This window comes from Shimia sp. (assembly GCF_041624275.1).
GTDB lineage: Bacteria > Pseudomonadota > Alphaproteobacteria > Rhodobacterales > Rhodobacteraceae > Shimia.
In genome coordinates this window covers 1-18,992 of sequence record NZ_JBFJVE010000034.1, presented here as the reverse complement: position 1 = coordinate 18,992, position 18,992 = coordinate 1, and the positions used below count along the sequence as shown (strand labels likewise).

Here is an 18,992-nt window from a genome sequence, read left to right as displayed (position 1 = left end):
TGCCCTGACCAACGCCGAGCGCAAATACGCCTCGGCCGCGGGCTTCGACGAGGCCTATGACACGGTGATCGGGAACTGCTCGATGTGCCATGCCCGCAGCCCGGCCTGGGAAGGGATGCACTGGCCGCCCAAGGGGGTGGTTCTGGAAACCGAGGCCGATGTCGCCCGCCACGCCGAACAGATCTATCTGCAGGCCGGGCTCAGCCGGGCGATGCCGCCACCCAATGCGCTGGACATGGACCGCGATGCGCGGGCGGTGATCGTGGCCTGGATCAAAGAGGTGCGTGCCGCCGATTGAGCGGCATCAAACCCTGTGGCGCTGCGGCGGGCGTCGGCTCAGCTCAGCCGGTCCTTGACCAGCGGGCCGACCTTGCCGAAATCCATCTGCCCGGTATAGCGGCTTTTGAGCGCGCCCATGATCTTGCCCATGTCGCGGATCGAGCTGGCGCCGATCTCGTCGATCGCGGCGTCGATCGCGGCCAGAACTTCCGACTGCTTGAGCTGCCGCGGCAGGAATTCCTCGATCACCGTGATCTCGGTCAGCTCGCGCTCGGCAAGGTCGAGACGCCCGCCCTCTTCATAGCTGCGCGCGCTTTCCTGACGCTGTTTGACCATCTTGGCGAGGATGGTCAGGATCTCGTCATCCGAAACGCCCTCTTCGGCGCCCTCGCCCCGGGCCGCGATGTCGCGATCCTTGATCGCCGCCATGATCAGGCGCAGGGTCGACAGGCGCTGGGCGGCGCGGTCGCGCATGGCCTGTTTCAGGGAGGAATTGATCTCGTCTCGCAGTGTCATTCGCTCTGCCATTTGCCGTTTCGCAGGAAACCCGGACAATATATAAAGCCCCGTCCCGAGGCAACCGGCGGGGTCATTTTGCAAGTCATTGATTTTAAACGATATCCAATTTTTCCTATACCTTGACGCTGCGCCCGGGGCGACTTAGTTTCCCGACAATTTATCAGCCAGAGAGTCGTGCCATGGTCCAGGATGCCCCGTCCACCCCAACCGCTTGCCTTGCGCTTGCCGATGGAACCTTGTTCTTCGGGCGCGGCTTTGGCGCCACCGGCGAAACCGTGGCCGAGCTGTGCTTCAACACCGCCATGACCGGCTATCAGGAGATCATGACCGACCCCTCCTATGCCGGTCAGATCGTGACCTATACCTTCCCCCATATCGGCAATACCGGGGTCAACCCGGAAGACGACGAGACCGGCGACCCGGTGGCGGCGGGCATGGTGGTGAAATGGGATCCGACCGCGCCGTCGAACTGGCGCTCGACCGAGACCCTGTCGAACTGGCTGGCGGCGCGTGGCCGCATCGCGGTGGGCGGCATCGACACCCGCCGCCTGACCCGCGCCATCCGCCAGCAGGGCGCCCCCCACGCGGCGCTGGCCCATGACCCCGAGGGCAACTTCGACACCGAGGCGCTGATCGCCAAGGCGCGCGCCTTTGCCGGCCTCGAGGGCATGGATCTGGCCAAGGAAGTGACCTGCGCGCAATCCTATCGCTGGGACGAGATGCGCTGGGCCTGGCCCGAGGGCTACAGTCGCCAGAAAGACCCGAAATTCAAGGTCGTGGCCGTCGATTTCGGCGCCAAGCGCAACATCCTGCGCTGCCTTGCCTCGGCGGGCTGCGACGTCACCGTGCTGCCGGCCACCGCCACCGCCGAAGAGGTTCTGGCCCATGCGCCGGACGGGGTCTTCCTGTCGAACGGCCCCGGCGACCCGGCGGCCACCGGCGCCTATGCGGTGCCGATGATCAAGGGCGTGCTCGAGGCCGACCTGCCGGTCTTCGGCATCTGCCTAGGCCACCAGATGCTGGCCCTGGCGCTGGGCGCCAAGACCGTGAAGATGAACCACGGCCATCACGGCGCCAACCACCCGGTCAAGGATCACGAGACCGGTAAGGTCGAGATCACCTCGATGAACCACGGTTTCGCGGTCGACAGCCAGAGCCTGCCCGACGGCGTGGTCGAGACCCATGTGTCGCTGTTCGACGGTTCGAACTGCGGCATCCGCATCGCCGACCGCCCGGTGTTTTCGGTCCAGCACCACCCCGAGGCCAGCCCCGGCCCGCAGGACAGCTTCTATCTGTTCGAGAAATTCGCCGCCCATATGGCCCAGCGCGCCCGGGGCTAGCAACCGCCCCGGCTTAACCGAACATTAACCCTGCCCCCGTCATCCTGCTCCGGCAAGAACGGGGGGAGGGCGATGAACCAGCCAGTGCTGACTATCCGGCGTCCGCAGCCGGTCGCCGGGCGTGCGCCGCAGCTGTCGCTGGGGCGCCACCTGATCGAAAGCGGCCTGATCGCGCCATGGCAGCTGTTCCACGCCCTGGAACGGCAGCGCGAATGGGACGTCACGCTGCCCGAAATCCTGCTGGCGCGGGGCTGGGTGCGCGCCGACCAGCTGCGCGCGGCTCTGGCCTCCTATTATCCGGCGATGCTGGTCGATCTGGCGCGCGAGCCGCCCGATCCCGCCCTTGCCGACGCGGTGGCCCCCGAAACCTGCCTGCGGTTCAACGCCGTTCCCTGGCAATCGGTCGGCGGACTGCTGATCGTTGCCACCGGCAGGCCGGACCGTTTCGAGGCGCTGCGCACGCAGATGCCGCCGATCCTGCGCGGCGCCCTGCTGGCGGTCAGCGACGAAAACGCGGTGTCCGGGCATCTGGCCCGCGCCCATCGCCGCCAGCTGACCGAGCGGGCCGAGGCCCGGGTCGATGCGGCGCTGAGCTGCCGGGGCTGGCAGACGGCATCGCGCCGCAGCCTGCTGCTGCTGCTGGTCGGGCTGGCGCTGGCGGCCATTCTGACCTCGATCGCGCCGGCCGCCCTGCTGGCCGGTCTGACCCTGTGGGCGGTGCTCTCGCTGCTGGCGGTGTCGCTGCTGAAAACCAGCGCCTTCCTGATCCATTTCTTCCGCCCGCTGCCCCGCCCGCTGCCACCGCCCTGGGCGCGGCCGCTGCGCAACCGGGCGCCGTCCGCGGGGCAATTGCCGCGAATCTCGGTGATGGTGCCGCTGTTCCGGGAAAAGGAAATCGCCGGGGCGCTGGTCTCGCGGCTGTCGCACCTCAGCTATCCCAAGGCGCTGCTCGACGTGGTGCTGGTGCTCGAAGAGCATGACCAGATGACCAAGGCGACCATTGCCCGCACCCGTCTGCCGCATTGGATGCGGGTGGTCGAAGTGCCGGCGGGCAGCGGCCTGACCACCAAGCCAAGGGCGCTCAACTACGCGCTGGACCACTGCAAGGCCGAGATCATCGGCATCTGGGATGCCGAGGACTCGCCCGGCCCGGACCAGCTCGAGGTGGTGGCCGACTGTTTCGCGCAGGCGCCGCCCGAGGTGGTCTGCCTGCAGGGGGTTCTGGACTACTACAACCCCTGGACCAACTGGCTGTCGCGCTGCTTCACCATCGAATACGCGACCTGGTTCCGCATCGTCCTGCCCGGGCTGGCCCGGCTCGGGGTGCCGCTGCCCCTGGGGGGCACCACCCTGTTCATGCGCCGCGAGGCGCTCGAGGCGCTCGGCGGCTGGGATGCCCACAACGTCACCGAGGATGCCGACCTCGGGATCCGGCTGGCGCGCTTCGGATGGCGCACCGAACTGATGCCCAGCGTCACCCAGGAAGAGGCCAATTGCCGCCCCCTGGCCTGGGTCAGGCAACGCTCGCGCTGGCTCAAGGGCTACATGGCCACCTATCTGGTGCACATGCAGCGCCCGGCGCGACTGTGGCGTGACCTTGGGCCGGCCGGCTTCATCGGCGTGCAGCTGGTGTTTCTCTGCACCCTGTCGCAGTTCCTGCTGGCGCCGCTGATCTGGGTGTTCTGGGCCGGTTTCTTCGGCCTGCCCTTTCTCAGCGACATGTATCTGCCGCCCGAGGCCATGACCGGGCTGGCCGGGGTCTTCGTCGCCATCGGGCTGACCAACGCGCTGATCGCGGCGATCGCCGTGTCGGGCCAGAACCGCGGCCGGCTGATGCCCTGGGTGCTGACCATGCCCTTCTATTTCCCGCTGGCCAGCCTTGCCGGCTACAAGGCGCTCTACGAGCTGGTCTTCCGGCCCTACTACTGGGACAAGACCATGCACGGCAAGACCAATGAGGGCACCGGCGCCCGGACGTCAGGAATCGGCGTCCTGCTTGAGCCGGGTGACGAAGGCCTTTGAGATGTGATCGCGCAGCGCGGTATAGGCCGCCGATTCATTGCGCGCCGCGATCGCGTCGACGATCGCCTGATGCTCGACCAGCGTGTCCTCGCCGCGCCCCTCCACCGCGATCGAGGTGGTCGCCATCAAGGCCATCGACCGGTGCACCAGATCCAGCTGCTGCACCAGATAGCGGTTGTGCGAGGCAAGGTGGATCTGCTTGTGAAAGCGGCGGTTGGCCCGGGCCAGGGCCGAGGGGTCATGGACCAGTTTCCTGTCCTCGATCACCATGTCGCCGAGCACCCGAACCTCTTCGGCGGTGGCATGGCGCGCCGCCAGACGCGCCGCCAGCCCCTCGAGCTCGGTGCGCACCACGTAGAGCTCGGCCATCTGGTTGTGATCGAGCGACGAGACGATCAGGCTGCGGCCGTCGCGCGCCAGGAGCGACTGGGTCTCGAGCCGTTGCAGGGCCTCGCGGATCGGCGTGCGAGAGACCCCGAACCGCTCGGCAAGATCGCTTTCCACCAACCGGTCGCCGGGCTTGAACACGCCGACGTCGATGGCCTCGAGTATCAGCGTATAGGCATCCTTGTTGGGCGGTTTCGATTGTACCATGCGGCTTGTCCTCCTTGCGCCGGCCCGCGCTGGGGCCGAGACTATGCGGCCCGGCGCCCCGGTTGCAACCCCACCATTGCACCGGGCGCGTGGGCGGCGTAGTTTCCGGCCATGCCGAAACAGCATTTCGCACATGTCACGACCTGGGTCTTCGACCTCGACAACACGCTCTACCCGCCCCGGGTGCGCCTGTTCGACCAGATCGAGGTGCGCATGACCCGCTATGTCATGCAGGCGCTTGGCGTCGACCGGCCGCGCGCCGATGACCTGCGCAGGCATTACTGGGCGCATTACGGCACCACCCTTGCCGGGCTGATGCGTGAACACGACGTCGACCCCCTCCCCTATCTGAGGGATGTGCACGACATTTCCTTCGACGCGCTCGAGCCCGACCCTGCCCTTGCCGCCAGCATCCGCGCCCTGCCCGGCCGGCGCATCGTCTATACCAACGGCACCGCGCCCTATGCCGAAAGGGTGCTCGGGGCGCGCGGGCTCGACGGGCTGTTCGACGCGGTCTACGGCGTCGAACATGCCGGGTTCCTGCCCAAACCCGAGCGCGCCGCCTTCGAGGCGGTGTTCACGCTGGACGGTATCGCCACCCAAAGCGCGGCGATGTTCGAGGACGACCCGCGCAACCTGAAGGCACCGCACGAGATGGGCATGAAGACCGTGCATGTGGCGCCCGACCCGCATGAGGCCGAGCATATCCACCACCACACCGACGACCTGCCCGCCTTCCTGAAGAAACTCGACTGATCGCCGCAGCGGCCGGCGCGCATCGACAGCAAGCCTTGCGTCCGCGCGCCAAGCGATTAGGTTGCCCCGCAGGAGGGCCCCATGAGCCGTTTCAACGAATTCGACATCCTGATTTCCGGCGGCGGCATCGCGGGTCTGACCGCCGCCGCGGCCTTTGCCAGCGCCGGCCTCTCGGTTCAATGCGTCGACCCGGCGCCGCCGGTCACCGAACGCGACGCCGAAGGGGCCGACCTGCGCACCACCGCCTTTCTGCAACCGGCGCGCGCTCTGCTCGACGAAGCCGGGCTGTGGCCGCGACTGGCGCCCCATGCCGCGCCGCTGCAGATCATGCGCATCGTCGATGCCGGCGGCGAGGCCCCGGAACCGCGCCTGGTGCGCAATTTCGACGCCGCCGACATTTCCGACCAGCCCTTCGGCTGGAACCTGCCCAACTGGCTGTTGCGCCGCGAGATGCTGGCGCGGCTCGGCGAGATGGAGAATGTCGACCTGCGGCTCGGCACCGCCACCACCGGCCTGTTCACCCGCACCAACGAGGCGCGGGTCACCCTGTCGGACGGCAGCGCCACCCGGACCCGGCTGGTGATCGCCGCCGACGGGCGCCATTCGCCGATGCGCGAGGCGGCGGGGATCGCCGTCCAGACCGCGCGCTACGGGCAGAAGGCGCTGGCGCTGGCGGTCACCCACCCGATCCCGCACGGCAATGTCTCGACCGAGATCCACCGCTCGGGCGGGCCTTTCACGCTGGTGCCGCTGCCCGATTATCAGGGCAAGCCCTCGTCGGCGCTGGTCTGGATGGAGCGCGGTCCGCGCGCCAAGGCGCTGTTCGAAATGGAGGTGGCCGAATTCGAGGCCGAGATGACCCGGCGCAGCTGTTCGCTGTTCGGCCCGCTCACCCTGGCCTCGCGCCGCACCCTCTGGCCGATCATCTCGCAATCGGCCGAGCGGCTGAACGGCGAGCGGCTGGCGCTGGTCGCCGAGGCCGCCCATGTGGTGCCCCCGATCGGCGCCCAGGGGCTGAACATGAGCCTTGGCGACATGCGCGTATTGTTGGAACTGGCCAAGGCCAGCCCATCCCGTTTGGGCGACGCGGCGATGCTGGAAAGCTATCACCGCAGGCGTTTCAACGAGGTCAAGCTGCGGGTCCGGGGCATCGACCTGCTGAACCGGGCCTCGATGGTCGAGACCCGCGCCCTGCGCGATGCGCGCGCGATGGGGCTCAATGCGCTTTACGCCCTGTCGCCGGTGCGCAAGATGCTGATGCAGATGGGGCTCGGCGTGCGCTGAGCCGGCCCCTCTTGCCGAGTGTCCGGCCCGGCATGCATCGCGGCGGTTACAATACCTTGTCGAGCACCGCCTTCAGGCGCGCCAGCGTGCCCTCGACATCATAGAGCTTGTCGAGACCGAACAGCCCCAGCCGGAAGGTCATGAAGCCTTCGGGTTCGTCGCAGGCCAGCGGCACGCCGGCGGCAATCTGCATGCCCTCGGCAACGAACTTGCCGCCGTTCTGAATGGCGGGGTCTGCGGTATAGCTGACCACCACGCCCGGGGCACCAAAGCCCTGTGCGGCGACGCTTTGCACGCCCTTTTCGGCCAGCATGGCACGCACGCCGTCCCCCAGCGCCCATTGCGCCTCGCGCAGCTTGTCGAACCCGTATTCCTTGGTTTCCAGCATGGTGTCGCGGAAGGCGCGCAGCGCATCCGTCGGCATGGTGGCGTGATAGGCATGACCGCCGTTCTCATAGGCCGCCATGATCGCATGCCATTTCCCGAGGTCGATGGCAAAGCTGTCCGAGGTGGTTTCGCCGAGCCGCGCCAGCGCCCGCTCGGACATCATCACCAGCCCGGCCGAGGGCGAGGCCGACCAGCCCTTTTGCGGCGCCGAACACAGGACATCGACGCCCAGCGCCTTCATGTCGACCCAGACACAGCCCGAAGCGATACAGTCGAGCACCATCAGCGCCCCCACTTCATGCGCCGCCTCGGCCATCGCGGCGATATAGTCATCCGGCAGGATGACCCCGGCCGAGGTCTCGACATGCGGGGCGAAGACCACCTCGGGCCTTTCCTCGCGGATCCGGGCCACGACCTCGTCGATCGGCGCCGGGGCGAAGGGCGCGGTGGCATCATTGCCCGCCTGGCGCGCCTTCATCACCGTGCTTTCGGCGGCAAAGGCGCCGGCTTCGAAGATCTGGCTCCAGCGGTACGAGAACCAGCCGTTGCGCACCACCAGCGTGCGGGCGTCGCGGGCAAACTGGCGGGCCACTGCCTCCATGCCATAGGTGCCGCCGCCCGGCACCAGCGCCACGCCATCGGCGTTGTAGACCTCTTTCAGCAGATCGGAAATGTCGCGCATCACCTGCTGAAAGGTCTGCGACATGTGATTGAGGGATCGGTCGGTGAACACCACCGAGAATTCATCGAGGCCGCCGGGGTCAACTGCGCTTGTCATGGTGTCGTCTCCTGTTGGTGCAACAGGCCATGGCTAGCGCGAATGCCGGGGCGTGGAAAGTCCGTTCGCGTCCCTTTACCCGCGCAAAAGCGGCAGGCCGGCGGGGGTCAAAGCGGCCCCGGGCGGCGCTCTTCCGACAGCAGCACGTTGGCCTCGACATCGCCGACCCCCGGCAGGGTCATGATCCGCCGCCGCAGCACGCGCTCGAAATCGGAGATGTCGCGCGCCGTGACCCGCAGGCGGTAATCATACATGCCCAGCACATGTTCCACCGTCTGCACCTCGGGGATCGCGGTCACGGCGCGTTCGAAATCATCAAGGCTGACCCGCCCCTTGGTGGCCAGTTTCACCCCCAGGAACACCGTCACCCCGAAGCCCAGTTTCTCGGCGTCGAGGTCCAGCCTGCGACCGGCGATAATCCCCGCCTCGTGCAGGCGCCGGATGCGCCGCCAGGTCGCCGGCTGGCTCAGACCGAAACGCCGCCCCAGCGCCCCCGCCGATTGCGTGGCATCCCGGGCCAGCGCCTTGACCAGATTGCGGTCGATCTCGTCCAGTTCGCTCATATCGGCAGGCTTTCGTCGGATTTGATCCGCGCCACATGCATCAGCGCCTCGATATCGGCGATATGCGGCAGGGTCAGGATCTGGCTGCGGTAGATCTCTTGATAATGCGCCATGTCGCGGGCGATCACCGACAGACGCACATCGACCCGGCCCAGAAAGGTCTGGATCTCGATCACTTCCGGGATCTCGCGCGCACCGGTGATGAACACGTCGAAGGCATTGGCAAAGGTCTTGTCCAGCGTGATGCGCAAGGACACTTCGACCTCGTAGCCCAGCGCCCGCCAGTCGACCACGGCACGCTGCCCGCGCAACACGCCCGAACTCTCGAGCTTCTCCAGTCTCCGCGACAGGCGGGACACGGTGAGACTCACCTGCTCTGCCAGATCAGGCAGCGCCATTCCCGGTTCGGCCTGCAAATAGCGAATAATGCGTCTGTCGAGATCATCAAGCATGAAAAATATCTTATTTGCATTCTTGACGAATGACTATGACATTTTTCACGCCGATTTCACCCATTTCCCATCTCGTCTTTCCATGTGGCCCCGCTATAGTCACCGCCAGAGTTTCAAACAGAGGGAGCGCCGACATGCGCGTTTACTACGATCGCGACTGCGACATTAACCTGATCAAAGACAAAAAAGTCGCCATCCTGGGCTATGGTTCGCAAGGCCACGCCCACGCGCTGAACCTGCGCGACTCGGGCGCCAAGAACCTCGTCGTCGCGCTGCGCGAAGGCTCGCCCTCGGCCAAGAAAGCCGAAGGCGAAGGCCTTCAGGTGATGGGCATCGCCGAAGCCGCTGCCTGGTGTGACGTCATCATGTTCACCATGCCCGACGAACTTCAGGCCGAGACCTACAAGAAATACGTGCATGACAACATCAAGCCCGGCGCTGCGATCGCATTCGCCCACGGCCTGAACGTGCATTTCGGCCTGATCGAGCCCAAAGAAGGCGTCGACGTCATCATGATGGCGCCCAAGGGCCCCGGCCACACCGTGCGCGGCGAATACACCAAAGGCGGCGGCGTGCCCTGCCTGGTTGCCGTGAACACCGACGCCACCGGCAAGGCGCTGGAAATCGGCCTGTCCTATTGCTCGGCCATCGGTGGCGGCCGCTCGGGCATCATCGAAACCAATTTCCGCGAAGAGTGTGAAACCGACCTGTTCGGTGAACAGGCGGTTCTCTGCGGCGGTCTGGTCGAGCTGATCCGCTGCGGTTTCGAAACCCTGGTCGAAGCCGGCTACGCACCGGAAATGGCCTATTTCGAATGCCTGCACGAAGTGAAGCTGATCGTTGACCTGATCTATGAAGGCGGCATCGCCAACATGGACTACTCGATCTCGAACACCGCCGAATACGGCCAATACGTCACCGGCCCGCGCATCCTGAAGTACGACGAGACCAAGGCGCGCATGAAAGCGGTTCTGGACGACATTCAGCAGGGCAAGTTCGTGCGCGACTTCATGCTGGAGAACGCCGTGGGCCAGCCGACCCTGAAGGCCTCGCGCCGTGCCAATGACGAGCATCTGATCGAGGAAACCGGCGCCAAGCTGCGTGGCATGATGCCGTGGATCTCGGCCGGCAAGATGGTCGACAAAGAGAAAAACTGATCGGCGGCTTGTCTTCCGTTCGTTTCGAACCCACAAAGGGCGCCTGTCTCGGGCGCCCTTTTCTGTCGGTGCCCCATGGAAAGGCCCCGACATGCGCGACGCCCCCGGATTGCGAAACTGGCTCAAGCTGGTCTGCCTCGGCCTGATCTGGGGCGCCTCCTTCATGGCGGTCAGCGTCGCCCTGCGCGACTTCGGGCCGCTGACCATCGTTGCGCTGCGTGTCACCATGGCCGCCTCGTCCCTGCTGGTGATCCTGCGCCTGCTGGGGGTCGCCCTGCCCGATCCGCGCAAATCGCAGGGGCGGCTGGTCTGGGGCTTTGCCATCCTGATGGGGCTGTTCTCGAACGCCATGCCCTTTACCCTGCTGAGCTGGGGGCAGACCTACGTCGCCTCGGGCTTTGCCGGTGTCTGCATGGCGGCGGTGCCGCTTTTCGTCCTGCCGATGGCCCATCTGCTGGTGCCGGGCGAACACCTGACCCTGCGCCGCAGCCTCGGCTTTGCCATCGGCTTTGTCGGCGTATTGGTGCTGATCGGGCTTGATGCCTTTGACGCGCTGGGCTCGGATTTCGAATCGCTGGCGCGGCTGGCCTGTCTCGGGGCGGCACTGTGCTATGCCACCGGCTCGATCGTCACCCGGCTTTGCCCCGACACCAACATGCTGGCGCTTTCGGCGGCGGCCATGCTCTGCGCCGCGCTGATGATCGTGCCGATTGCGCTCTGGAACGAAGGCCTGCCGCAACGCGCCTCGGCCCTGTCGGTGGCGGCGATCCTCTATCTCGGGGTACTGCCCACCGCGGTGGCCCAGGTCCTGGTGATCCAGGTGATCCGCGATGCCGGGCCCAGTTTCATGTCGCTGGTCAACTACCAGGTTCCGGTCTGGTCGGCGGTGATCGGCGCGGCCATTCTCGGCGAGCCGCTGCCCCCCAGCCTGTGGCTGGCGCTGGTGCTGATCCTGAGCGGCCTCGGCCTGTCGCAGCTGGGCACGATGCGGCGCCTGTTCGGGCGTTCCTGACCCGGGCCGGACGGGCGGGCATCACCCGCCCGCCAGCAATGACGGTTCGGCGCCGGCCGCGATCAGATCGCGGCTTCGACCTCGGAGACGATACTGTCGACCAGACGCCGCATCAGCGCGTCATCCTCGGCCTCGACCATCACCCGCACCAGCGGCTCGGTGCCGGACTTGCGGATCAAGAGACGCCCCTGGCCAAGAAGCTCGGTCTCGGCCGCGCCGATCGCCGCCTGCACCGAGGCCGCTCCGAGCGGGTCGCTGCCGTTGCCATAGCGCACGTTGTGCAGCAATTGCGGCACGGTCTGGAAACTGCGCGTCAGTTCCGAGGCCCGCCTGCCGGTCTCGACCATGGCGGCCAGAAACTGCAACCCGGCCAGCAGCCCGTCGCCGGTGGTGGCATAGTCGGTCATCACGATATGGCCCGATTGCTCCCCCCCGAGGTTGTAGCCGCCCCTGCGCATCGCCTCGACCACATAGCGGTCGCCGACGCCAGTGCGCTCGAGCCGCAGCCCCTTGCCCTCGAGGAACCGCTCGAGGCCGAGGTTGGACATCACCGTCGCCACCAGCGTGCCGCCCCTGAGCCGCCCCTGCGCGGCCCAGCGATCGGCCAGCAGCGCCATGATCTGATCGCCGTCGGCAACCTCGCCCTTTTCGTCGATGATCATCACCCGGTCGGCGTCGCCGTCCAGCGAAATCCCGACATCCGCACCATGGGCAAGCACCGCCTCGGCCGCCGCCTGCGGATGGGTCGATCCGCATTTGTCGTTGATGTTGAGACCGTTGGGCGAAGTGCCGACGGTGATTACCTCGGCCCCCAGTTCCCACAGCGCCTCGGGGGCGGCACGGTGGGCGGCGCCATTGGCACAGTCGATCACCACCTTGATGCCGCGCAGCGCCTCGGCCGAAGGCACCGAGGCCTTGATGCGCTCGATATAGCGGAAGCGACCATCGTCGATCCGGGTGGCGCGGCCGATATTGCGCGGCTGGGCCAATTCGACCCCGCTGTGGATCAGCGCCTCGATCTCGCGCTCGGCCTCGTCCGAAAGCTTGAAACCGTCGGGGCCGAAGAACTTGATGCCATTGTCCTCGGCCGGGTTGTGGCTGGCCGAGATCATCACCCCGAGATCGGCGCGCATGGAATTGGTCAGCAGGCCCACCGCCGGGGTCGGTACCGGCCCCAGAAGCAGCACGTTCATGCCGGTCGAGGTCAGCCCGGCGGTCAGGGCGTTCTCGAACATATAGCCCGACAGGCGGGTGTCCTTGCCGATCACCACGCGGTGGTTGTTCATGCCGTCATTGCGGAAATAGCGCCCGACGGCAGCCCCGATGCGCAGCGCCATTTCGGCGGTCATGTGGCCCGTGTTGGCGGTGCCACGCACCCCGTCGGTTCCAAAGAATTTACGATCCAAAATACTCTCCACTTGTCACGGCCTGCCACAATTGCAGTGCCTGCCTAGTATCCTCCACATCATGCACCCGCACAACCTGAATACCCTGTGCCACCCCGGCCAGTGCCACCGCCACCGACCCGCCGACGCGGCGCGTCGGATCGGGCGCCTGGCCGATCTCGCGGATGAAGCCCTTGCGGCTGGCCCCCAGCAGCACCGGGCAGCCCAGAGTGTGGAACAGGCTGATCCGCGCCAGAAGCGCCAGATTGTGCGCCAGGGTCTTGCCAAAACCGATCCCCGGATCGACCAGAATCTGGTCATGGGACAGCCCGAGCGCGGTCAGCATGGCCACCTGCTGCGCAAGGTAGTCATAAACATCCAGCAGGACATCGTCATAGCGCGGGTCATCCTGCATGCTGGCGGGATCGCCCTGCGCGTGCATGACGCAGACCGGCGCGCCCCGCGCCGCCACCAGCGGCGCCAGGTCGGGATCGAAGGTGAACCCCGACACGTCGTTGACCAGCAGCGCCCCGGCCTCGAGCGCCGCCGCCGCCACCGGCGCCTTGCGGGTGTCGATGCTGACCGGAGCCGCGATGCGGCCCGACAGGGCGGCGATCACCGGCGCGGTGCGGGCGATCTCTTCCGCCGTCGGCACCTCGACCGCACCGGGCCGGGTCGATTCGCCGCCGATGTCGATCAGCGCCGCCCCCTGCCGCTGCATCTCTTCGGCCCGGCGCAGCGCATCCTCGGCGCCGTCATGCTGCCCGCCATCCGAGAAACTGTCGGGGGTCACGTTCAGGATGCCCATGATCTGCGGCCGTGCCATCGAAAGCGGGCCGATCATGCCCCGCGGCCGGGTCATCGCCGCCAGCACCTCGGCCGGGGCATCCGTTGCCGCGACCACCCGAGGCGGCGCCCCGCGGGCCATCACTTCGACACGGTCGAACCAGGTCCAGCCGCCGGCCAGCCGCAGGGCCCCTGCCGGGCGCGCGGCATCGGATAGAGGAATCGCACGGTAATAGGTCGTCATGGTCTTTGAATGGTCCCTAAGGGGGCGTGTTGGCAAGCCGCTAGAGCTTTGCCCGGTCAACCGGCAGCGATTGCGCCGGAAATGGCAGGTCGCTGGGCAGAGTTCCGCCAATGGCGATCATGGACTCGGCGCCGATCTCGGTCGCAAGCCACTGCGCCAGTTCCAGCCCGTCATCGCCAGCGTGCCCCGGCCCGCCGACCGCGTCGAGCACGATCCGCGACGGCGCCCAGACCGAGATCTGGCCGTTTTTCATCGCCCAGTCGAGCTCGGTCCGCGTGGCGACGACCACACAGCGCGGCGCGCGCGCCGACAACACCCAGGCCGCCTGCTCCATGGCCAAGAGATCGATCCGCCGCTGCGCCTGGGGCTCGGCGACCGCCGGCACGCCGGGCCGCGACGCCGCGACACAGAAGATCAGCGGCAGGCCGCGCGCCGCCAGCTGGTCGACCCAGCCCTTCAGATGATCGCTGTTCTGGGCGTCATGGGACAGCCAGACGACCAGAGGGTGCGGCTGCTGGCCCTCTGCGGCGGGCTCGGTGTCGCCGCTCGCAGGGGTGCGCACGATCTCGACCCCGAGCGCACCGGGGCCCCGGTCGAGCTTTTCGATGCGCAGGAAGACCCGCGCCGCCTGGGGCTCGCGCAGGATCCGGTCGGCGATGCGTTCGGCCAGGGTTTCCAGCAGGTTCAGCCGTTCGGCCGCCAGTTCGGCGGCGATCGCCTCGGTGATCCGGTCATAGGAGAGGATGCGGTCGACATCGTCATCGGCATCCCCCGACAGGGGCAGCACCTCGACGACGACATTGAAGGCCACCCGCTGGGTGACGTCGCGCTCGGCCTGAAAGGCACCGATTTCCACCTCGACCAGATGATCCCTGAGAGAGATACGGTCCAGCGGGTCTGCGCCGGCCATGGCGGCGGCGCGGTCTTCCGGATGGGCAAAGGCCAGGCGGGTTTCTTCACTCATTGCAGCGTTCCCTGATGTCGCGACAGGCCGATCCTAGCGCCCCTGCGGCGCTTTATCAGGCCGCAAGGCGACGGGCCAGCCCCACAAGGCGGCATTCGGGCAGGCCCGGGGCCGCGCGTGACGCGGATCAGTTCTGCGAGACCCGGGTCGGCTGGCGGTAGAAATGGTGAACCCCGATGGTGGCGGTGCGCTTGAACTTGCGCGACCAGGACGGCGACACCGCCTTGGTGTGGTAATGCGTGGCGCCGCTGGTCAGTTCGCGCGGGGCGCCATCCATCATCAGCCGGGCCACCTTGCCGACGCGCTCATAGGCCTGGGGTTCGCGGATCTTGTCGGAAAGCCCATCGCAGGTATAGGTGAACTGGCACTGGTACTTGCGGCCGGTGCCCTGATTGACCACGTCACAGAGGCTGGCCGGGTAGTAATCATCGTCGACCCGGTTGAGAATGACCTCGGCCACGGCGAACTGCCCCTTGGTGCTTTCGCCCCGGGCCTCGAAATAAAGCGCCTCGGCCAGGCACTGCCATTCGGCGCCGCGCGCCTTGACCGGCGGGCGGGCGTCGATCCAGGCCCGAGAGTATTCGATTTCCGTGGTCTTCGCGCGCCGTTCGATCCCCAAAAGCGCCTTGAGCTTGGTGCCCGAAAACAGCGTCTGACCGAAACGGGCCTTGGTGTCGGGGTCGCCCGCCTGGCCCGAGGCGATCTCGGCGGGGGCGGCGCTGGTCAGCATGAAAACCGCCAGAATGGCCGGAAGGAATCTGCGCATTATGCACCTCGTCGGTTACCGTGACGGACCCTCCCCAGCCCGAACTTGGCGGCGGCATAGCCGAATCTGCCGCGAAAGTCCAGAAACCGGCCCTTCGCGAAGCGCGAAACCGCGCATTTGTCAAGATATAGCCCTGAAAAACAGGCGCATTAGCCGATCTTGTCGGAAATCGCCAGTTGCGCCGCCGCCAGCCGCGCCACCGGCACCCGGAACGGCGAGCAGGACACATAGTCGATGCCCGCCTTGCGGCAGAAGGCGATTGATTCGGGGCTGCCGCCGTGTTCGCCGCAGACCGACAGGGTCAGGTCGGGGCGCGCCCGGCGGCCGCGCTCGGCACCGAGTTTCAGCAACTCGCCGACCCCGTCCGCATCCAGGGTATGGAACGGATCCTCGGGATAGACCCCCTGCTGCACATAGGCCGACATGAAGCGCCCGGCGTCGTCACGCGACAACCCATATGTCATCTGGGTAAGGTCGTTGGTGCCGAAACTGAAGAAATGGCAATGCGGGGCGATATCCTCGGCCCGCAGGGCGGCGCGCGGGGTTTCCACCATCACCCCGAGGCGATAGTCGAATTTCACCCCGGTCACGGTGCGCACCGCCGCCGCGACGGCGTCGATCCGGGTCTTGACCAGTTCGACCTCGCGCTTGGCGCTGACCAGCGGGATCATGATCTCGGGCACCACCGGGTCGCCGTCACGGCTGGCCGCGATCGTCGCCTCGAATATGGCGCGGGCCTGCATGTCGTAGATCTCGGGCACGGTGATGCCCAGCCGCACCCCGCGCATGCCCAGCATCGGGTTGTATTCGCCCATCGCCTCGACCCGGCGGGTGACGTCCGACAGCGGCAGGCTCAGCGCCTCGGCGAGGTCGCGCAGGCCCGAGCGGTCGGTGGGCAGGAACTCGTGCAGGGGCGGGTCGAACAGGCGGATGCAGACCGGTTGCCCCTCCATGATCCGGAACAGTTCGGTGAAGTCTTCGCGCTGCATCGGCAAAAGCTGTTCCAGCGCCGAGCGCCGGTCGTCCGAGGCATCGGCAAAGATCATTTCGCGCATCACCGTCAGGCGGTCGGCGTCGAAGAACATGTGTTCGGTGCGGCACAGCCCGATGCCGTTGGCCTTGAAGTTGCGCGCCGTCTGGGCATCGGCGGGGGTGTCGGCATTGGCGCGCACGTCGATGTCGCGGGCCGCGTCGGCCCATGCCATCAGGGTCTGGAAGGCATCGTCCAGCGCCGCCTCGTGCATCGCCGGCTCACCGGCCAGGATCTGCCCCTCCGAGCCGTCCACGGTGATGATGTCGCCCTCGCGGAACACCCGGCCGTCGGCGGTGGCAAGGGCGCGTTTCTTGGGCTGGAAGCGGATCGAGGACGCCCCGACGACACAGGGCAGGCCCAGCCCGCGGCCGATCACCGCCGCGTGGCTGGTGATGCCGCCGCGCTCGGTCAGCACCGCGCTGGCGGCATGCATGCCGCGAATGTCCTCGGGGTTGGTTTCCCGGCGCACCAATACGCAGGCCTCGCCGCGCGCGGCGCTGGCCTGGGCCGCTGCCGCCGAGAACACGATGCGCCCGGTGGCCGCGCCGGGGCTGGCGGCGATGCCGGTGCCGATCACGTCGCGCTTGGCCTTGGGGTCGATCTGGCGGTGCAGCAATTCATTGAGCGCCCGGGGCTCGATACGCATCAGCGCCTCTTCGCGCGAGATGATCCCGTCTTCGGCCAGCCGCACCGCGATACGCACCGCCGCACGGGCCGAACGCTGCACCCGCACCCCGTCGAGAATATGCACCCGGCCGTTGTCGATGGTGAACTCGATCTGCATCTCTTCGCGCAGCTTCTCGCGCATCAGCGCCGCATGGGCCTTCAGCGCCTCGAAGGCCGCCGGGGCCTGCTCTTCCAGCGACGGGCCGCGCGTGTCCCTTTCGATATAGAGCGAGGCGGCGCCGGTCTCGAGCGCATCGCGCCCCTGCGACTGGCTGAGGTAACGCCCGGTGGTCTGTGGCAGGCCGGTGGTCGAGTTGACCAGCTGCAACACCCCCGAGCCGCATTCCCCCAGCCCCAGCCCCAGCACCATCTCCTGCACCACCAGCCCCAGCCCGGCATCGGCCGGCGCGCCCTTGGCCTGACGCAGCAGCCGCGCCGAGGTGCCCTCCCAGGCGCGCGCCATCGAGCGCAGCACGCCGCCAAGCTGTTGCGAGACATCCTGCGGGAAGGGCTCTTCGGCTTCGAACTCATAGGCGTCCAGCGCCTGCTCGCAGATATCGTCGGCCTGCATGTCCATGTCGTCGAACATGTCGGGATCAAGCCGCGCGACATGGATCGAATAGGACTGGATGAAGCGGGCATAAAGCGCATTGGCGGCGGCGGCGCCGAGGGTCTTGCTGAGGCTGGCGTGGCGGGCGTCGTTCATGCCGATATTCAGCACCGCGCCGGGGCCGCCCCAATCCGGATCCTCGGAAGAGGGGCGCACGCAGATCAGCCCGTCGGGGTTCAGAAGCGCGATCAGCGCCTCGAGGTCGGGAGTGTCGCCGGCGGCGATACGGTGCACCTCGTCGAAGGACAGCGCCACCGTGCGCGGCACCGGCAGATCCAGCCGCACCAGACGCTGAAGGCATTTCGCCCGCCCGCCATGCGAGGCGGTCGCCACCGGGGCAGAGGCGGTGATGAAGGTGATATCGGGGTTATCTTGCTGCACTGCGGCACCTCTTGTTGGCGGCAGCATAAGCCGAGTTCACCCCGGTTCAAGAAAAACCTTCGCTCGGCCGGGCCCCGACCGGCGCGGACCTAGCCCTCGACGCGGGCGAGATCGGCGACCCCGAGACAGACCTTGCGGATGCGCGACAAGAGGTTCAGCCGGTTGCGACGGGTGATCTCGTTATCGCTGTTGATCTGCACCGCCTCGAAAAACGCATCGATCGGCGCCCGCAGCGCCGCCATGCCGCCCATGGCGGCGGCGAAATCTTCCGCTCCGATGGCCGCTTCGATCGCCCCTTCCTGCGCATCAAGGGCCGCGAACAGCGCCTTTTCGCTGGCGTCCTCGGCGTGTTTCACATCGGCGCCGAAACTGTATTCCACCCCGTCCTTTTCCTCGGCCTGGGTCAGGATGTTGTTGGCGCGCTTGAAGCCCTGCAACAGGTTCTCGCCATCTTCGGTGCGCAGAAAGGCTTCGAGGGCGCGGGCGCGTTTCACCAGCAGGTTCAGATCGTCATTGCCCGGCATGGCGATACAGGCGTCGATCACGTCATGGCGGATGCCTTCATCGCGCAGATAGACTTTCAGGCGGTCGTGGAAAAAGCCAAGCAGATCGCGCGAGGTGTCCGGCAGGCTGTTGCGGATGGTTTCGATATGTTTCGGCAGATCGCCGTCAATCGCATCCTGCACCGTGCGCAGCACCGCGCCCAGCACGCCATGATCGGCGATCTCTTGGCCAAGATCTTCAAGCAGCGCCCCGGCCAAGAGGTCGTCTTCGTTCTGATGCGCCTCGTGGCGCAGCAGCTGGCGGTCGAAGTAACCATCAAGGCGCAGACGCAGGTCGTTCTCCAGCACCAGCCGGATCACGCCCAGCGCCGCGCGGCGCAGCGCGAAGGGGTCTTTCGAGCCGGTGGGCTTCTCGTCGATGGCCCAGAAGCCGGTCAGCGTGTCGAGCTTGTCGGCCAGCGCCACGGCCACAGACACAGGCGCGGTGGGCACGTCATCCGACGGACCAAGC

The 18,992-nt window shown here is 67.0% G+C and carries 17 protein-coding genes and 1 pseudogene; 7 read left to right on the top strand and 11 right to left on the bottom strand.

The window, feature by feature from the left end; all coding sequences use genetic code 11:
- Positions 1-298 (top strand): annotated as a pseudogene (locus ABZD10_RS04555) (cysteine desulfurase); the annotation flags it as partial.
- Positions 299-336: 38 nt separating this feature from the next.
- On the opposite strand, the gene ABZD10_RS04550 reads toward ABZD10_RS04555, so the two are convergent.
- Positions 337-795, bottom strand: coding sequence for a GatB/YqeY domain-containing protein (locus tag ABZD10_RS04550; RefSeq protein WP_372884922.1), 459 nt, complete (start codon positions 793-795; stop codon positions 337-339).
- A gap of 182 nt (positions 796-977) precedes the next feature.
- On the opposite strand from ABZD10_RS04550, the gene carA reads away from it, so the two are divergent.
- Together carA and ABZD10_RS04540 are read left to right on the top strand one after the other, a co-directional pair.
- Positions 978-2,138 (top strand): glutamine-hydrolyzing carbamoyl-phosphate synthase small subunit, encoded by a 1,161-nt coding sequence (carA, locus tag ABZD10_RS04545; RefSeq protein ID WP_372884921.1) that lies wholly within the window; start codon positions 978-980, stop codon positions 2,136-2,138.
- A 72-nt stretch (positions 2,139-2,210) separates the two neighbouring features.
- Positions 2,211-4,160, top strand: a complete 1,950-nt coding sequence (locus tag ABZD10_RS04540) for a glycosyltransferase (RefSeq protein ID WP_372884920.1) — start codon at positions 2,211-2,213, stop codon at positions 4,158-4,160.
- On the opposite strand, the gene ABZD10_RS04535 is transcribed toward ABZD10_RS04540, so the two are convergent.
- Positions 4,116-4,754, bottom strand: a complete 639-nt coding sequence (locus ABZD10_RS04535; protein ID WP_372884919.1) for a GntR family transcriptional regulator — start codon at positions 4,752-4,754, stop codon at positions 4,116-4,118. The genes ABZD10_RS04540 and ABZD10_RS04535 overlap by 45 nt on opposite strands.
- Before the next feature lie 111 nt (positions 4,755-4,865).
- On the opposite strand from ABZD10_RS04535, the gene ABZD10_RS04530 reads away from it, so the two are divergent.
- Positions 4,866-5,510, top strand: a complete 645-nt coding sequence (locus tag ABZD10_RS04530; protein ID WP_372884918.1) for a pyrimidine 5'-nucleotidase — start codon at positions 4,866-4,868, stop codon at positions 5,508-5,510.
- 81 nt (positions 5,511-5,591) lie between these two features.
- Complete coding sequence (locus ABZD10_RS04525) at positions 5,592-6,794, top strand: UbiH/UbiF family hydroxylase (protein ID WP_372884917.1); 1,203 nt, start codon at positions 5,592-5,594, stop codon at positions 6,792-6,794.
- Positions 6,795-6,840: 46 nt separating this feature from the next.
- Here ABZD10_RS04525 and ABZD10_RS04520 read toward each other — a convergent pair whose 3' ends face one another.
- The 3 genes from ABZD10_RS04520 to ABZD10_RS04510 form a co-directional block, all read right to left on the bottom strand.
- Positions 6,841-7,959, bottom strand: coding sequence for an aminotransferase class V-fold PLP-dependent enzyme (locus tag ABZD10_RS04520; RefSeq protein WP_372884916.1), 1,119 nt, complete (start codon positions 7,957-7,959; stop codon positions 6,841-6,843).
- Positions 7,960-8,066: 107 nt separating this feature from the next.
- Positions 8,067-8,522: an Lrp/AsnC family transcriptional regulator gene (locus ABZD10_RS04515; protein ID WP_372884915.1), complete on the bottom strand. Its 456-nt coding sequence runs from the start codon at positions 8,520-8,522 to the stop codon at positions 8,067-8,069.
- Complete coding sequence (locus ABZD10_RS04510) at positions 8,519-8,974, bottom strand: Lrp/AsnC family transcriptional regulator (RefSeq protein ID WP_372884914.1); 456 nt, start codon at positions 8,972-8,974, stop codon at positions 8,519-8,521. Before ABZD10_RS04510 ends, ABZD10_RS04515 begins: the two co-directional genes overlap by 4 nt.
- Positions 8,975-9,108: 134 nt before the next feature.
- Here ABZD10_RS04510 and ilvC point away from each other — a divergent pair, with 134 nt between their 5' ends.
- Entirely contained in the window at positions 9,109-10,131 is a 1,023-nt protein-coding gene (gene ilvC / locus ABZD10_RS04505; RefSeq protein ID WP_372884913.1) for a ketol-acid reductoisomerase, read from the top strand.
- A 91-nt stretch (positions 10,132-10,222) separates the two neighbouring features.
- Positions 10,223-11,143 (top strand): DMT family transporter, encoded by a 921-nt coding sequence (locus tag ABZD10_RS04500; protein ID WP_372884912.1) that lies wholly within the window; start codon positions 10,223-10,225, stop codon positions 11,141-11,143.
- Between the two features lie 62 nt (positions 11,144-11,205).
- On the opposite strand, the gene glmM is transcribed toward ABZD10_RS04500, so the two are convergent.
- The 6 genes from glmM to ABZD10_RS04470 form a co-directional block, all read right to left on the bottom strand.
- Positions 11,206-12,549: a phosphoglucosamine mutase gene (glmM, locus tag ABZD10_RS04495; protein ID WP_372884911.1), complete on the bottom strand. Its 1,344-nt coding sequence runs from the start codon at positions 12,547-12,549 to the stop codon at positions 11,206-11,208.
- Positions 12,539-13,558, bottom strand: a complete 1,020-nt coding sequence (gene folP, locus ABZD10_RS04490) for a dihydropteroate synthase (protein WP_372884910.1) — start codon at positions 13,556-13,558, stop codon at positions 12,539-12,541. Before folP ends, glmM begins: the two co-directional genes overlap by 11 nt.
- Before the next feature lie 40 nt (positions 13,559-13,598).
- The gene (locus ABZD10_RS04485) at positions 13,599-14,522 is read right to left on the bottom strand and encodes a dihydroneopterin aldolase (protein WP_372884909.1); all 924 of its coding nucleotides are present in this window, start codon (positions 14,520-14,522) and stop codon (positions 13,599-13,601) included.
- 127 nt (positions 14,523-14,649) lie between these two features.
- On the bottom strand, positions 14,650-15,288 hold the full coding sequence (locus tag ABZD10_RS04480; RefSeq protein WP_372884908.1) for a cell wall hydrolase: 639 nt from the start codon (positions 15,286-15,288) through the stop codon (positions 14,650-14,652).
- Positions 15,289-15,437: 149 nt separating this feature from the next.
- A complete protein-coding gene (ppdK, locus tag ABZD10_RS04475; protein ID WP_372884907.1) occupies positions 15,438-18,005 on the bottom strand; it encodes a pyruvate, phosphate dikinase in 2,568 nt (855 codons plus the stop codon).
- A gap of 62 nt (positions 18,006-18,067) precedes the next feature.
- The coding region (locus ABZD10_RS04470) for a glycine--tRNA ligase subunit beta (protein ID WP_372884906.1) at positions 18,068-18,992 on the bottom strand (925 nt) is incomplete at its 5' end.

Bases quoted from the DNA above. Each gene is read 5' to 3' on its own strand.
- ABZD10_RS04550 (WP_372884922.1), bottom strand. From the start codon at position 795: ATGACACTGCGAGACGAGATCAATTCCTCCCTGAAACAGGCCATGCGC.
- carA (WP_372884921.1), top strand. From the start codon at position 978: ATGGTCCAGGATGCCCCGTCCACCCCAACCGCTTGCCTTGCGCTTGCC.
- ABZD10_RS04540 (WP_372884920.1), top strand. From the start codon at position 2,211: ATGAACCAGCCAGTGCTGACTATCCGGCGTCCGCAGCCGGTCGCCGGG.
- ABZD10_RS04535 (WP_372884919.1), bottom strand. From the start codon at position 4,754: ATGGTACAATCGAAACCGCCCAACAAGGATGCCTATACGCTGATACTC.
- ABZD10_RS04530 (WP_372884918.1), top strand. From the start codon at position 4,866: ATGCCGAAACAGCATTTCGCACATGTCACGACCTGGGTCTTCGACCTC.
- ABZD10_RS04525 (WP_372884917.1), top strand. From the start codon at position 5,592: ATGAGCCGTTTCAACGAATTCGACATCCTGATTTCCGGCGGCGGCATC.
- ABZD10_RS04520 (WP_372884916.1), bottom strand. From the start codon at position 7,959: ATGACAAGCGCAGTTGACCCCGGCGGCCTCGATGAATTCTCGGTGGTG.
- ABZD10_RS04515 (WP_372884915.1), bottom strand. From the start codon at position 8,522: ATGAGCGAACTGGACGAGATCGACCGCAATCTGGTCAAGGCGCTGGCC.
- ABZD10_RS04510 (WP_372884914.1), bottom strand. From the start codon at position 8,974: ATGCTTGATGATCTCGACAGACGCATTATTCGCTATTTGCAGGCCGAA.
- ilvC (WP_372884913.1), top strand. From the start codon at position 9,109: ATGCGCGTTTACTACGATCGCGACTGCGACATTAACCTGATCAAAGAC.
- ABZD10_RS04500 (WP_372884912.1), top strand. From the start codon at position 10,223: ATGCGCGACGCCCCCGGATTGCGAAACTGGCTCAAGCTGGTCTGCCTC.
- folP (WP_372884910.1), bottom strand. From the start codon at position 13,558: ATGACGACCTATTACCGTGCGATTCCTCTATCCGATGCCGCGCGCCCG.
- ABZD10_RS04485 (WP_372884909.1), bottom strand. From the start codon at position 14,522: ATGAGTGAAGAAACCCGCCTGGCCTTTGCCCATCCGGAAGACCGCGCC.
- ABZD10_RS04480 (WP_372884908.1), bottom strand. From the start codon at position 15,288: ATGCGCAGATTCCTTCCGGCCATTCTGGCGGTTTTCATGCTGACCAGC.
- ppdK (WP_372884907.1), bottom strand. From the start codon at position 18,005: ATGCTGCCGCCAACAAGAGGTGCCGCAGTGCAGCAAGATAACCCCGAT.